Source organism: Trinickia symbiotica, from assembly GCF_002934455.1.
Classification (GTDB): domain Bacteria; phylum Pseudomonadota; class Gammaproteobacteria; order Burkholderiales; family Burkholderiaceae; genus Trinickia; species Trinickia symbiotica.
On sequence record NZ_PTIR01000006.1, the window covers coordinates 54,807 to 68,813 of the forward strand.

Sequence of the window (14,007 nt, forward strand, 5' to 3'; positions counted from 1 at the left end):
CGCCAGGGCGAGGCCAGACTCGCCGTCCCCACATCGGGTTTTGCTCTATGCAAGCGGCGCTTCTCATTGCCGTTAAAGCACACGCACGAGTGGGTTCTGTGCGAAGCGAACGGCTGTGGCCATCGGCGTACGCGGTGACTTGGGAGGCGTCCGAATGCAAAGACTCAGTTTCAAGCAAAAGCTCTGGTTGCCATTGATCGTCAGCATGATGGCGCTGCTGATCGTCTCCTTATGGGCGGCCGTTTTGCTGCGGGGCACGCGCATCGACGAGCGCAAGAACGATCTCATCAACGTCGGCCACGTGGGTCTGGCGATCGTTCAGGAGTATGCCGCACTGGCGAAGAGCGGCGCCCTCTCGGAAGAGCAGGCGCGCAAAGAGGCGCTTGCGCGCCTGCGCGACGTGCGCTATGGCGAGGACGGCTACTTTCTCGTCATCGATTCGACGCCACGCATGATCATGCATCCGATGAAGCCGGCGAGCGAAGGCAAGGAGCTCGCGAGCGTGGCCGATGCCGACGGCAGGCATCACTACGTTGCCTTCGCCCGCGCGGCGCAGTCGCCCGAAGGCGGTTTCGTCGACTATGTGTTTCCGCGCCCGCATACGACGGAGGCCGTGCCCAAACTCGGCTACGTCGTCCGCTACGCGCCATGGGATTGGATCATCGCCACCGGTGCCTACGTCGACGACATCGACAACGCGTTCGTGCATTCGCTCTATTTGGCGTGCGGCCTCCTGATCGTGCTCGCATGCGCGCTAGCGGCGCTCGTCGCCGCCGTCAATCGCAGCATCGTCCGGACGATCGGGGGCGACCCTCGCGTCGCCGCGCGCATCGCCGATGGCATCGCGGGCGGCGATCTCGCGATCGCGATCGACGCGCGGAATGCGCATGCTCAAAGCCTGCTACGAGCGATCGGACACATGCGCGAAGCGCTGACCGCGATGATCGCGCGGATCAAGCATGCGTCCGACAATGTCGCGCAGACCTCCGACGAGATTGCGAGCGGCAATGCCGATCTCTCCGCGCGCACGACCGAGCAGGCCACTTCGCTCCAGCAAACGGCGGCGAGCATGACGCAGATCACGGAACAAGTGCGTCAGGCATCCGACCACGCGCGCGCGGCGAACGATCTTGCCAAGCGCGCCGTGACGATTACCGATCGCGGCGGCGCGGCGGCCGCGGCGGCGGTCACGACGATGCGCGACATCTCGAGCGAGTCGCAGAAGATGGTCGAGATCATCTCGGTCATCGAGGGCATTGCCTTCCAGACCAACATTCTGGCGCTCAACGCGGCGGTCGAGGCTGCGCGCGCGGGCGAGGAGGGGCGCGGCTTCGCCGTCGTGGCCGGCGAAGTGCGCTCGCTCGCCCAGCGCAGCGCCGCGGCCGCGAAGGAGATCCGCGGCCTGATCCAGCGTGCGGTGTCGCGCGTCGGCGAGGGCGCGGGGCTCGTCGAGCAAACCGGCGCGACCATCGACGAAGCGCGCGGCGCCATCGCCCAAGTGATGCGGATCGTCGAGGAGATCGCGAGCGCCGCCGCCGAGCAGACCACCGGCATCGAGGCGGTGAACGCGTCGGTTTCGGAAATGGACGACATGACGCGGCAAAATGCGACGCTCGTTCAGCGTGCGGCTGCGGCGGTCGAGGCGCTCGAGCACGAGGCTCGGCAACTGCAGACGGCGATCGCCGTCTTCCATATCGGCTAGCCGGCGACGGCCGCGGGGGCGAGCCAGTGGACGCTGGCTCGCCGCGGGTATATAAAAACCGGACGGACCCGCGCGCTGGCCTCCCACACGAGGCGCGCCCCGAACGAAGAGGAACGATGCCATGACGTCCGATCCGTCGAAAAAGCCCGCTGAAGACGAGTCGTCGAGAAATCTGGAGCATCTCGACGCCGCGCTCAGTCACGTCCACACCTCGCTCACCACGGGCAGCATCGCCGTGGGTGCGGCCAAAGCGATCGTCTATAGCCTGATCGAGACACTCGGCGCGCTCGTCGGCGATCCCGACTTGCCCGAGCACAGCCGTTCCGGCTACGAAGGGCTGCTCGAAAAAGCCCGCGAGATGCGCGTACGAATCGGAAAATGACGGCGGCCGCGGGGGGCGACCGGCGGGCCTGCTAAAATGCCGGCGCCGCCATGTAGTGGATTTCAGGATGAAATTGCTCGATGCCCTGGTCGAACAACGCATTGCCGCCGCCGCCGCGCGCGGCGAGTTCGACGATTTGCCCGGCGCCGGCGCGCCACAGGATCTGGATGACGATCTGCTCGTCCCTGAAGAAGTGCGCGTCGCGAACCGTATTCTGAAAAACGCGGGATTCGTTCCCCCCGCGGTCGAGCAATTGCGCTCGCTGCGGCATTTGCATGACGAATTGCGGGCCGCGGGCGATCGGGCCGCGCGCTGCCGCTTGCAGGCAAAGATGCTGGCGCTCGACATGGCGCTCGAGTCGCTGCGCGGTGAACCGACCATCGTACCGCGCGAGTATTGCCGGCGGATTGCCGAGCGGCTGTCGGAGCGCGTGCTGGAGGAAGGCGCCGCGGCGATCGAGGCCTGGCCTGCCGCGTCGGCCGACGGCGCGGGGTGTTCGTGAGCGCATTGTCCGAGTCGACCGCGACCGGCGACGCCCAGACCGCCGCGGGCTCAGCCCCGGCGGCGGGTGCCGCGCACGCCGGCGCGACCGACGGCGCCCCGATTAGCGAGCGCGACAGCCGCTTCATGAGGCTGGCCTTGTCAGCGGCCGAATCGGCCCGCGCGGCCGGCGAGGTGCCGGTCGGGGCGGTGCTCGTGCGCGGGGACGATGTGATCGCGTCGGGGTTCAACCATCCGATCGGCGCTCACGATCCATCGGCGCACGCCGAGATGGTCGCGCTGCGCGCCGCCGCCCAATCACTCTCGAACTACCGCATGCCGGGCTGCGAGCTCTATGTGACACTCGAGCCGTGTCTCATGTGCGCGGGCGCGATCATGCATGCGCGCATCGCACGGGTCGTGTTCGGCGCGCACGATCCGAAGACGGGCGCGTGCGGTAGCGTCGTCGATGCGTTCGCGGATCCTCGGCTCAATCACCATACGCGCGTCGAGGGCGGCGTGCTCGCGAGCGAGTGCGGCAATGCGCTGAAGTCTTTTTTCTCGCAGCGGCGGCAGGCGATTCGCGCCGCGCGTCGCGAGAGCGCGGCGGAATAACGGGCGCGACGATCCGATGACGCAGTCCCGAACCATCGAACTCATTGCTCCGTCCGGCTATCCGCCCGATCCGGCGGCGATCGAGCGTGCCGTCGCGCGGCTGCGCGAGGCGGGGCACACGGTGCGAGGCGTCGAAGCGGCTGCCAGGCGCTACCAGCGCTTCGGCGGCACCGACGCCGAGCGCGCCGGCGATCTCAATGGGCTCGCCGATCCGTCTCGCCCGTTGCCCGACGTCGCACTGGCCGTGCGCGGCGGCTACGGTGCCGTGCGCATCCTCCCCGCGCTCGATTACGACGGGCTTGCGCGCCGCCTCGCGGACCAGCCCGTCGCGCTCGTGGGTCATAGCGATTTCACCGCGATCCAGCTCGCCCTGCTCGCGCGATGCGGACTGACGACGTTCGGCGGTCCGATGCTCGGCATGCATTTCGGGGCGGAGACGCCGAGTGCGTTCACGATGGACCATTTCTGGCAAGCGTTGACGGCGCCCTCGTTCACGCTCGAAGTCGAGGCCGCGCAGACGGGGCCGATCGAAGCGCGCGGCACCCTGTGGGGCGGCAATCTCTCGACGATCGTGTCGCTGGTGGGCACGCCTTACATGCCGCATGTCGACGGCGGCATTTTGTTCCTCGAAGACGTCAACGAGCAGCCGTTCCGTATCGAGCGAATGATTTACCAACTGCACTTGGCTGGCGTGCTCGCGCGTCAGCGGGCGATCGTGCTCGGCGAGTTCTCGGGGATCAAGGCTTACGACTACGACAACGGTTACGGCCTGGCGGCGGTCGTCGAGCAGATTCGCTCGGTGACCGGCATCCCTGTCGTCGTCGGCTTGCCGTTCGGCCATATCGACGACATCGTCACGCTGCCTGTCGGCGCGAAGGCGCATCTGATCGTGCACGAGCGCGGCTTTCGCTTGACCCTCTCGGGGCATCCCCACTTGCGGTAGGACCGGCATCGCCGCCCCGCGAGACGCGCAAAACGGACATACTTTCCCGCTGACGCGCACTATCCGGTTCGGCATATGGGCGGTGCGGGGCGTTTTCGCTACACTGGGCCGTCCTTGACGATTGCCTCCGAGCGAGGCCGCCGAATCATGCCATTCGATCCCTCCTATCCGCGCGACTTGATTGGTTACGGCCGCCATCCCGTGCAGGCGGACTGGCCGGGCGGTGCGCGCGTGGCGGTCCAATTCGTCCTCAATTACGAAGAAGGCGGGGAAAACTGCGTGCTCCACGGGGACGCGGCTTCGGAGCAGTTCCTTTCCGAGATTGTCGGCGCGGCCGCTTATCCGGCGCGTCACATGAGCATGGAGTCGATCTACGAGTACGGCTCGCGCGCGGGCGTCTGGCGCATTTTGCGCGAGTTCGAGAAGCGTGGCCTGCCATTGACCGTGTTCGGCGTCGGCATGGCCATCGAGCGCCATCCCGAGGTCGCGGGCGCGTTCGTCGAGCTCGGTCATGAGATCGCGTGCCATGGCTGGCGGTGGATCCACTACCAGGACATGACGCCGGATCGGGAGGCCGAGCATATGAGGCTCGGCATGGAGGCGATCGAGCGCGTGACGGGCGTGCGGCCGCTCGGCTGGTATACCGGTCGCGACAGTCCCAACACGCGCCGGCTCGTGGCGGAATATGGCGGATTCCTCTACGACTCCGATTGCTATGGCGACGATCTGCCGTTTTGGACCGAAGTCGAAGTGACGGGTGGCGAAAAGCGGCCGCATCTGATAGTGCCGTACACGCTCGATACGAACGACATGCGATTCGCAACTGCGCAGGGCTTCAACACGGGCGAGCATTTCTTCATCTATCTGCGGGATGCCTTCGACGTCCTCTATGAAGAGGGGGAAGAGGCACCGAAGATGCTCTCGATCGGCATGCATTGCCGCTTGCTCGGAAGACCCGGGCGCTTTCACGGACTGCAGCGGTTTCTCGATCACATCGAGAAACGCGATCGCGTGTGGGTGACGCGGCGCATCGATATCGCGCGCCACTGGCGGGCACGCCATCCGTTTGAGGCGCGGGCCTGAGCGAGTGCGAGTCTCATGAGATACACGCTAGATCAACTGAACGCGATGCCCGAGGACGCATTCGTCGATGCGCTGTCCGGCATCTTCGAGCATTCGCCATGGGTTCCGCGTGAGGCCGCCCGCGAGCGGCCTTTCGCGAGCGTCGACGCGCTTTATGACGCGATGGTGAGCGTCGTCGCTCACGCCGGGAGCACGCGGCAGCTCGCCCTCATCAATGCGCACCCCGAACTCGCCGGCAAAGCGGCCGTGCGCGGCGAACTGACGGCGGAGTCGACGCGCGAGCAAAGCAGTGCGGGCCTCTCGCAATGCACGCAGGCCGAATTCGACACACTGCAGCGGCTCAACCGCGAGTACCGCGATAAATTCGGTTTCCCGTTCATCCTTGCCGTGCGCGGCTACGATCGTGCGGGCATCCTCGCCAACTTCGAGGCGCGGGTGGGCAATGAGCGGGACGAGGAAATGCGTATGAGCCTCGAGCAGATCTATCGGATCGCGCGCTTTCGCGTCGACGATTTGATCGCGGCATGACGATTCGAACAAAGCAAGGACGACAGCAATGGCTCTTCTGATTTCCGATCCCGATGCGCCCGACTTCACGCGGCGTTACGCGAACCTGGCGGACCCCCGGCTCGGCGCCGAAGCGCTCGAAGCAAGCGACGAGTTCTTCGCGCCGAAGGAGCGCATGCTCAATCCGGAGCCGGCCGTCTTCATCCCTGGCAAGTACGACGATCACGGCAAATGGATGGACGGCTGGGAGACGCGCCGCAAACGCACGACGGGCTACGATTGGTGCATCGTCAAGCTTGCCCGCGCGGGCGTGATCAAAGGGCTCGACATCGACACGAGTCATTTCACCGGCAACTTTCCGCCCGCGGCTTCGATCGAAGCTGCCCACGTGCCAGCGGGGGCGACTGCCGACGCGGCGACGCAATGGACCGAGATCGTGGCGTCGACGACTTTGCAAGGCAACAGCCACCATTACGTCGAAGTGCGTGACCCAGCGAGCTATACGCACATTCGCCTCAACCTCTATCCCGATGGCGGCGTGGCCCGGCTTCGCGTCTACGGGCAACCTCGGCTCGACTGGGGGCAGGCGAGCCGGGCCGATCTCATCGATCTCGCGGCGATGGAAAACGGCGCGCACATCGTCGCGGCCAACAATCAACATTTCGGCGCGGCATCGAATCTGCTGATGCCCGGGCGTGGCGTCGACATGGGCGACGGCTGGGAAACGCGCCGCCGCCGCGAGCCCGGCAACGACTGGGCGATCATTGCGCTCGCGCGGCCGGGGACGATCAGGAAGGTCGAAGTGGACACCGCGCACTTCAAGGGCAACTATCCCGATCGTTGCTCGCTGCAGGCCGCCTGCGTATCAGGCGGCACCGACAGCTCGCTCGTCACGCAGGCCATGTTCTGGCCTGAGCTGCTCGGCGAGCAGAAGCTCACAATGGACGCGCAACATGTCTTCGAACGTGAGATCGTGTCGCTTGGGCCCGTGACGCACGTGCGCTTCAACATCATTCCCGACGGCGGCGTATCGCGCTTGCGGCTGTGGGGATTCGTCGATTGAGGAAAGGGGATACGCCGTGATGAGGACGCTTTCAATCGAACCGCTGACGCGCGAGTCGTTCGCGCCGTTCGGCGACGTGATCGAACTCGAGGGCGCGCGACACTTCCCGATCAACGAGGGCACCACGACGCGCTTTCATGATCTCGCGCGCGTCGACGTGACGGACGCCGGCGGACGCCCGCTGCTGAACCTGTTCCGGGGCGAGCCGCGAGCCTTGCCATTCGAAGTATCGATGCTGGAGCGCCATCCGCTCGGCAGCCAGGCCTTTGTGCCACTTTCCGATCGACCTTACCTCATCGTCGTTGCGCCCCTGGGGCCGCTGACGCCTGCGGTGATTCGGGCTTTCGTGACGCGGGGCTGGCAGGGCGTCAATTACAAAAAAGGGGTGTGGCACCATCCGCTGATCGCCCTCGAGGCGGTCAGCGATTTCGTCGTCATCGACCGAGGCGGCGAAGGCCACAATTGCGACGAGGAGCGGCTGCCCGAGTCGCTTTGGCTGACCGAGGACGCGTGGCGGGCAGCAACGGCGGGATAGCGCCGCATCGTGTAGATCTGACCGACCGAACCGTCTCCCATTCCGTCTCAAGCGGCGCCTCGACTGGCGCCGGTCGTGTTGGCGACAGCCATTGTAGGAAACCCCTGACAAGCGCGCCGCCACGTATTACGCGAGGTTCAGCGCGCGCTGATTTCGTACGGCCACCCCTTGACCGATACTTTCGTCAAGCCAAACGGTTCTTCTCATCGAACCCGCTAGCGAAAGCCGACGATCCAAGGAGATTTCCAAATGAGCCGCATCGCGAAAGACCTGATCGAACTCAAGCGCCTGAGCGAGGGCGGAGCTGGAGCTCTGACGCAACACCTGCTGCGCGAAATCGCGGCAAGCCTCATCGCGTTTGGCGTCGCGGATTGGCGTAAGGGCCATTGAGCTGGTCGGGCGCGCAAACGTTTGCGCATTCAAGCCGAGGCCCCGAAAGAGCCGTCGAAGAAAAAAGGAGGGTAAAAATGAGCTGCGACATCCATCAATCGATTCAAGAAATCAACCGGTCGTATCTTGCTCTCGTGCAGCGCATACTGCGAGACGATCGCGCCGAAGGCATGGCCACGCTGGGTCTGTCGGCGCCGCTCGCGGAGTTGCTCGTGGAGCTTTCGGAAGATCAGACGCAAAAGCTGGCGGCGCGCGACCAATTGATTTGCCTTTTTCGCTTTACCGATCGCGCGGTGCTCGGCGGCTTGGCGGATCGCGGACGGCAGCTGGCGAAGACCGCTGCTTGATACGGCGACGTCCGACACAAAGGCGCACGTCTTGGTCCTCGCAACGCGGTTCCGTCGAGGCAGACACGCAGCGGCAAATTACCGCACCATTTTCCACACCAAGCGATGAGCGATGGCCCGGCCACTCTGGTCAGGGCGTTTCACATCGATACTTTCACGCTCAGCGCTGAGCGCCCGACTCGAACCAGGCGGCGATTTTCAAACGTTCGTCCTCGGTCATATTCGTCACGTTGCCGAGCGGCATGGCCTTCAATTGAACGGCCTGTTGATAGATGCGCTGGGCATTGCGCGCGATCTCATCGGGTGTATCGAACATGACGCCGGCCGGGGCGCTGCCCATCAACGTCGGATGCGCCGAGTGGCAGGCAACGCAGCGTTGCTGCAGCACCGGTGCGATCTCGGCGATCCGAAGTTGTGGCGCGTTGACGGCTTCCGCTTGCGGTGCGATCGGCCGCGGCAGCGTGAACGCGAGCGCGGCGGCGAGCAACGCCGCGCCGGCGGCCGGAAGATACCAGAGCACCTGCCCCCGATGGCGCATGACGAAGAACTGCCGGATCAACGCGCCCGCCAGCATGATGATCGCGAGAACCGCCCAGTTGTGCGGGTGCGTGTACGTGATCGCGTAGTGATTCGAGAGCATCGCGAAAACGACGGGCAGCGTGAAGTAGGTGTTGTGCACCGAGCGCTGCTTGCCGCGCTTCCCGTAGATCGGATCGGGCGCTTCTCCCTTCAGCATTGCGTCGACCATCTTTCGCTGGCCGGGAATGATCACGAAGAACACGTTGGCCGACATGATCGTCGCCAGCATCGCGCCGACGATGAGGTACGCCGCGCGGCCCGCGAAGACATGGCAGGCGAGCCAGGCCGCCGCGAGCACATAAAGCCCGATGCAGACACCGAGCAGTTTGTCTCTCGCGCCGAGCAGGCGGCAAAGCGAGTCATAGACGATCCAACCCGCCGCGAGGAAACCGAGCGCCGCCGAGATGGCGACGACAGGGCCCATGTCGAGCACGTTCTTGTCGATCAGATAGGTGCCGGGCGAGAAAAGATAAACGACGGTAAATAGCGCGAAACCGGACATCCAGGTCGTGTAGGACGGCCACTTCGACCAGTGCAGGTCCTCGGGCATCTCCGGCGGCGCCACCATGTACTTCTGCATGTTGTAGAAACCGCCGCCGTGAACGTGCCAGAGTTCGCCGAATACGCCGCGCGAGACGAGGGCCGGGTCTTTCGGCTTTTTGAGACTGTTGTCGAGCGCGACGAAATAGAACGATTCGCCGATCCAGGCGATCGCCACCACCACATGTAGCCAGCGAAGCGCAAGGTTCAGCCAATCGGTGATGAAGCCTTCCATGAATTCTCCCTCAGGACACTAACCGCCGATATCGGCGTTCAGCTGCCGCGATAGGTGCTGTACGCCCACGGAGAGACGAGCAGCGGGACGTGGTAATGCGCTTTCGGGTCGGCCACACCGAAACGCAGTACGACGCGATCGATGAACCTCGGCGCCGGCAGCGCCACGCCGGCTGCGGCAAAGTAGTCGCCGGCATGAAACACGAGCTCGTATTCGCCCGTCTTGAAGGCGGAGCCTTCGAGAAGTGGGGCGTCGCAACGGCCATCGCTGTTCGTGACGACAGTCGCGAGCCTCCGGCGCGCATCCCCGTCGAGCGAAAAAAGTTCCACGCGGATGCCCGCTCCGGGGCGGCCGTGGGCGGTGTCCAGCACGTGTGTAGTGAGCTTTCCCATGCGAAGGGGATCCTGGTCGCCAAGTTTTCGGGTATGACGGCGCCTGAAGTCGTTCGCGGCAAGCGCCGTAGAGGCATTCTAAGAAGTCCCGGCGCGGTGCGCGCGAGCGATAGGAAAGATAAGCCCGCGCGCATGAGGGATCCAATATATGGCGGCCCTGAAGGCGAGTATCGGCCGCGCAGTATTGCCAGAGCGATTTTGGCCCTCGATCGTTGCATTGACGCCGCGGCGTGCGATTCGAATGCCGAGCGACGCGGGAAATGCGGGAATGCAGGCGGCGCCGAAAGCGCCGCCTTGTCGTGGACAGCTGAGTCAGATTGCGTGCTCGACGAGCGCGCGCGTGGCTTCGGCGACGAGCCCGCGCAGCCAGCGCACTTCGTCCGAATAGTGGCAGCGCTCATGCCAGAGCTGGTAGTACTGCATCGGCGGAAAGTCGAGCGGCGCCGGCAGAACCGTCAGCGGAAGAAGCTTCGCGTAGTGATCCGCGAAGAGACGCGTGGTCGTGAAGATCAGATCCGATTTGACGAGCACGTACGGCGCGAGGTTGAAGTACGGCAACGTGACGACGACGTGACGCTTGAGCCGCTCGCGGGCGAGATGGACATCGATCGCGCCGCGCTGGCCGACGGAGTACGGAGTTGGCGCAAGGTGCGGCGCATTCAGATACTGATCGAGCGTCAGGCTGCCGCGCTTCGCGAACGGATGCGCATTGCTCATCACGCAGACGATTTCGTCCGTGAAGAGGTTCGACAGATGAAGCTGCTCGGGCGGCTCGGGCCAGTTTCCGACTACGATATCGAGCTTGCCTTCTTCGAGCGCAAGCTCGTAGTCGAACGCGGGACCGAGCGAATGGAATTCGAGGGTGGCGTTCGGCGCGGCCTGGCGAAAGCGCTCGACGACCGTCGGCACGAACAGCACGTTGAGGTAGTCGGGGCAGCCGATCCGATAACAGCGGATCGACGTGGCGGGATCGAAGTTGTGCTGCTGAAAGCGGATGCGCTCGATCTCGCGCAGCGCGTTCTGCGTGGGCTCGAGCAGGCGCAAACCGTACTCGGTCGGTACCATCCCGGACTTTCCGCGCACGAGCAACGGATCGCCGGTGATGTCGCGCAGCCGCCTCAACGCAGCGCTGATCGCCGGCTGCGATTGGTTGAGCTTGACGGCCGCACGCGTCACGCTGCGCTCCATCAGCAACGTATGGAGGACGCGCAGCAGGTAGGTGTCGATCGCCTCGCGTTGCTGACTCATGACCTCTCCATTTATATTCCCAGGCTGATCGGCCAGGGATGCGGATATCAGGCTTTTAATATGTGCATTAATTGGCGTCAAGCGAGACGTACTCGAATGACGCGAGAACGGGACACCACGGCGAGCCGGATTTTGTCGGCTCGACGGTGCAGGGTGATTTAGGTATCGTCGGACCACAAGCCGGGACGATTTCGGCTGACTGACTTCATGAACGACATTTCCGACCATTCATTTTCGCAGCGCGACCAAGGCGCACCGCGAGCCCCGGCTCCGCGGCTCGAGCTTTCACGCATCTGCAAGCAGTATCCGGGCGTGCGTGCGAACGACGACGTGAGCCTCGTGGTCGCGCCCGGGGAGATTCATGCCGTGCTCGGCGAAAACGGCGCCGGCAAGAGCACGCTGATGAAGATCGTCTACGGTGCCGTGCGGCCCGATTCCGGCGAGATTCGCTGGGAAGGCCAGCCGGTCGAAATCGCGAGTCCCGCGGCGGCGCGCAAACTCGGCATCGGCATGGTGTTTCAGCATTTCTCGCTGTTTGAGACGCTGACCGTTGCCGAGAACATCGCGCTCGCGCTCGACGAGCCGTTCGACCTGGCCGCGCTCGGCAAGCGCATCAGCGAGGTGTCGGGCGAGTACGGCCTCGACGTCGATCCGGCGCGGCACGTGCACAGCCTCGCCGTCGGCGAGCGGCAACGTGTCGAGATCGTGCGCTGCCTGCTGCAGGATCCGCGCCTCTTGATCATGGACGAGCCCACGTCGGTGTTGACGCCACAGGCCGTGCGCAAGCTCTTCGAGACGCTCAAGCGTCTTGCGGCGCAAGGCTGCAGCCTCCTTTACATCAGCCACAAGCTCGATGAAATCCAGGAGCTTTGCGATACGGCCACCGTCATGCGCGGCGGCCGCGTGACAGGCCGCGTGAAGCCCGGTGAGGAAACGCATGCATCGCTCGCGCAGCTGATGGTGGGCCACTCGCTGCCCGATTACACGCGCCGAGCGCATACGCCCGGCGACGTGCTGCTCGCGGTCCGGCACTTGTCCGTCCCGAGCGACGACCCGTTCGGAACCACGCTCGAGGATGTCTCGTTCGACGTCCATGCGGGCGAAATTTTCGGCATTGCCGGCGTATCGGGCAACGGGCAGGCCGAGCTCTTGGCAGCGCTCTCGGGCGAACGGCTCGCCGCCGGCGTCGCGCCCGATGCCGTCTCGATTTGCGGCAAGCCGGCCGCGCGCTTGTCGCCGGCGGCGAGGCGCCGGCTCGGGTTCGCATTCGTGCCCGAAGAGCGGCTCGGACGAGGCGCAGTGCCGTCGATGTCGCTGGCCGAGAACGCGCTGCTGACCGCACACCGCAAGCCTGGTATGGTGCGCCACGGCTGGGTCGGGGCGCGGGCGGTGCGTGCGTTCGCCGAGCGCTGCATCGAGACGTTCGACGTGCGGTGCAGCGGCCAGCAGGCGCCGGCCAGATCGCTGTCGGGCGGGAACCTGCAGAAGTACATCGTGGGCCGCGAAATTCTTCAAGAACCGAAGGTGCTCGTCGTTGCCCAGCCGACCTGGGGCGTCGACGTGGGCGCGGCCGCGTTCATTCGCCAGCAATTGCTCGACCTGTCGGCCAAGGGGGTAGCCGTGCTCGTCATCTCCGAGGAACTCGAAGAGCTGTTCGATATCTGCGATCGCATTGCGGTCGTAGCGCGCGGACGGTTGTCGCCCGCGCGCAAGACGAGCGAGACGAACGCCGAGGAGATCGGCCGCTGGATGGCGGGGCTCTTCGGCGACCGCGGCGCGGTACCGCCGGCGCCCGAACCCGTGCACGCGTGAGGGCGGCAGCAGGACCGACCGAAAAGCGACCACAACCCCAATCGACACCGGACATGCATTTTCCCTATCGACTCGAGGCCCGTACGACGCCCTCCCGCACGATGCAATTCGCTGTGCCGCTGATTGCGGCGGCGCTCACGCTCATCATCGGCTTTTTGATCTTCGGGCTCGTGGGGCGCGATCCGGCGGACGCCATGCGCGCGTTCTTCATCGATCCGCTCTCGAGCGTGAACGGGTGGTCCGAGCTGCTGCTGAAGGCCTCGCCGCTTTGCCTGATCGCGCTCGGACTCGCGATCAGCTATCGCGCCAATGTCTGGAACATCGGCGCGGAAGGACAAATGCTCGTGGGCGGCATCGCGGCCAGCGCCGTCGCCATTCATTTCGATCAGGCGAGCGGCTGGTGGATCCTGCCTTCGATGATGGCGGCGGGTATCGCGGGCGGCGTCGTCTGGGCCTCGATCCCGGCCTTTCTCAAGAGCCGCTTCAACACGAACGAGATTCTGACGAGCCTGATGCTGACCTACGTCGCGACGCAGCTCTTGATCTATCTCGTGAGCGGTCCGATGCGCGATCCACAGGGGATGAACTTCCCGATCTCGGAGATGTTCAGCGGCGATGCCCTTTATCCGACGTTCGGCGGAGACTGGCATTGGAAGTTCATGCGGGGCACGCGGCTCAATGCCTCGATCTTCATCACGCTTGCCGCGGTGCCGCTCGTATGGCTCTTCAGCGCCAAGAGCTTTGCCGGCTTTCGCATGAACGTCGGCGGCCTCGCGCCGCTTGCCGCGCGTTACGCCGGGTTTTCCGACAAGCGGACGATCTGGACGTCGCTGATCGTGAGCGGCGCGCTTGCGGGGCTCGCCGGCATGGGCGAAATAGCGGGGCCGATCGGCCAGTTGCAGGCGACATGGTCCCCGGGATACGGCTTTACGGCCATCATCGTCGTCTTTGTCGGGCGCCTGCATCCTGTCGGCATCGTGCTCGCCAGCTTGCTGATGGCGTTGCTTTATCTCGGCGGCGAAGCCGTGCAGACGTCGTTGCAGTTGCCGCAAGCGCTCTCCGGGGTCTTTCAGGGCCTGCTGCTCTTTTGCCTGCTAGGCGCCGATCTCTTCGTGAACTACCGCGTGCGGCGCGTAGTGCTCGCCGCATAAAGA

The 14,007-nt window shown here is 64.9% G+C and carries 16 protein-coding genes; 13 read left to right on the top strand and 3 right to left on the bottom strand.

The window, feature by feature from the left end:
• Window positions 1–154 precede the first annotated feature (154 nt).
• The 11 genes from B0G57_RS10875 to B0G57_RS10925 all read left to right on the top strand — a co-directional run bounded on the left by B0G57_RS10875 (window position 155) and on the right by B0G57_RS10925 (window position 8,047).
• The gene (locus B0G57_RS10875) at window positions 155–1,702 is read left to right on the top strand and encodes a methyl-accepting chemotaxis protein (protein ID WP_018443527.1); all 1,548 of its coding nucleotides are present in this window, start codon (window positions 155–157) and stop codon (window positions 1,700–1,702) included.
• Window positions 1,703–1,823: 121 nt separating this feature from the next.
• Entirely contained in the window at window positions 1,824–2,084 is a 261-nt protein-coding gene (locus B0G57_RS10880) for a hypothetical protein (RefSeq protein WP_018443526.1), read from the top strand.
• A 67-nt stretch (window positions 2,085–2,151) separates the two neighbouring features.
• Window positions 2,152–2,586 (top strand): DnaJ family domain-containing protein, encoded by a 435-nt coding sequence (locus B0G57_RS10885; RefSeq protein WP_018443525.1) that lies wholly within the window; start codon window positions 2,152–2,154, stop codon window positions 2,584–2,586.
• Between the two features lie 5 nt (window positions 2,587–2,591).
• The gene (gene tadA, locus B0G57_RS10890; RefSeq protein WP_399278145.1) at window positions 2,592–3,179 is read left to right on the top strand and encodes a tRNA adenosine(34) deaminase TadA; all 588 of its coding nucleotides are present in this window, start codon (window positions 2,592–2,594) and stop codon (window positions 3,177–3,179) included.
• 16 nt (window positions 3,180–3,195) lie between these two features.
• Entirely contained in the window at window positions 3,196–4,122 is a 927-nt protein-coding gene (gene ldcA / locus B0G57_RS10895) for a muramoyltetrapeptide carboxypeptidase (RefSeq protein ID WP_018443523.1), read from the top strand.
• 147 nt (window positions 4,123–4,269) lie between these two features.
• Entirely contained in the window at window positions 4,270–5,205 is a 936-nt protein-coding gene (gene puuE / locus B0G57_RS10900) for an allantoinase PuuE (RefSeq protein ID WP_020566524.1), read from the top strand.
• Window positions 5,206–5,220: 15 nt separating this feature from the next.
• Complete coding sequence (gene uraD, locus B0G57_RS10905; RefSeq protein WP_018443521.1) at window positions 5,221–5,733, top strand: 2-oxo-4-hydroxy-4-carboxy-5-ureidoimidazoline decarboxylase; 513 nt, start codon at window positions 5,221–5,223, stop codon at window positions 5,731–5,733.
• 28 nt (window positions 5,734–5,761) lie between these two features.
• Window positions 5,762–6,775 carry an allantoicase gene (gene alc, locus B0G57_RS10910; RefSeq protein WP_018443520.1) on the top strand — a complete coding sequence of 338 codons (1,014 nt, stop codon included), beginning with the start codon at window positions 5,762–5,764 and terminating at the stop codon, window positions 6,773–6,775.
• A 19-nt stretch (window positions 6,776–6,794) separates the two neighbouring features.
• Window positions 6,795–7,310 (top strand): ureidoglycolate lyase, encoded by a 516-nt coding sequence (locus B0G57_RS10915; RefSeq protein ID WP_018443519.1) that lies wholly within the window; start codon window positions 6,795–6,797, stop codon window positions 7,308–7,310.
• A 249-nt stretch (window positions 7,311–7,559) separates the two neighbouring features.
• On the top strand, window positions 7,560–7,700 hold the full coding sequence (locus tag B0G57_RS10920; RefSeq protein ID WP_018443518.1) for a hypothetical protein: 141 nt from the start codon (window positions 7,560–7,562) through the stop codon (window positions 7,698–7,700).
• Window positions 7,701–7,777: 77 nt separating this feature from the next.
• Window positions 7,778–8,047, top strand: a complete 270-nt coding sequence (locus B0G57_RS10925) for a flagellar transcriptional regulator FlhD (RefSeq protein ID WP_018443517.1) — start codon at window positions 7,778–7,780, stop codon at window positions 8,045–8,047.
• A gap of 160 nt (window positions 8,048–8,207) precedes the next feature.
• Here the strand turns inward: B0G57_RS10925 and B0G57_RS10930 are convergent, their stop codons facing one another.
• From B0G57_RS10930 to B0G57_RS10940, 3 genes are all read right to left on the bottom strand, one after another.
• Entirely contained in the window at window positions 8,208–9,401 is a 1,194-nt protein-coding gene (locus B0G57_RS10930; RefSeq protein WP_018443516.1) for a urate hydroxylase PuuD, read from the bottom strand.
• Window positions 9,402–9,439: 38 nt separating this feature from the next.
• Entirely contained in the window at window positions 9,440–9,793 is a 354-nt protein-coding gene (gene uraH / locus B0G57_RS10935) for a hydroxyisourate hydrolase (protein WP_018443515.1), read from the bottom strand.
• 312 nt (window positions 9,794–10,105) lie between these two features.
• A complete protein-coding gene (locus B0G57_RS10940; RefSeq protein ID WP_018443514.1) occupies window positions 10,106–11,041 on the bottom strand; it encodes a LysR substrate-binding domain-containing protein in 936 nt (311 codons plus the stop codon).
• 207 nt (window positions 11,042–11,248) lie between these two features.
• Here B0G57_RS10940 and B0G57_RS10945 point away from each other — a divergent pair, with 207 nt between their 5' ends.
• Complete coding sequence (locus B0G57_RS10945) at window positions 11,249–12,853, top strand: ABC transporter ATP-binding protein (protein WP_018443513.1); 1,605 nt, start codon at window positions 11,249–11,251, stop codon at window positions 12,851–12,853.
• 53 nt (window positions 12,854–12,906) lie between these two features.
• Entirely contained in the window at window positions 12,907–14,004 is a 1,098-nt protein-coding gene (locus B0G57_RS10950) for an ABC transporter permease (protein ID WP_018443512.1), read from the top strand.
• Window positions 14,005–14,007 lie beyond the last annotated feature (3 nt).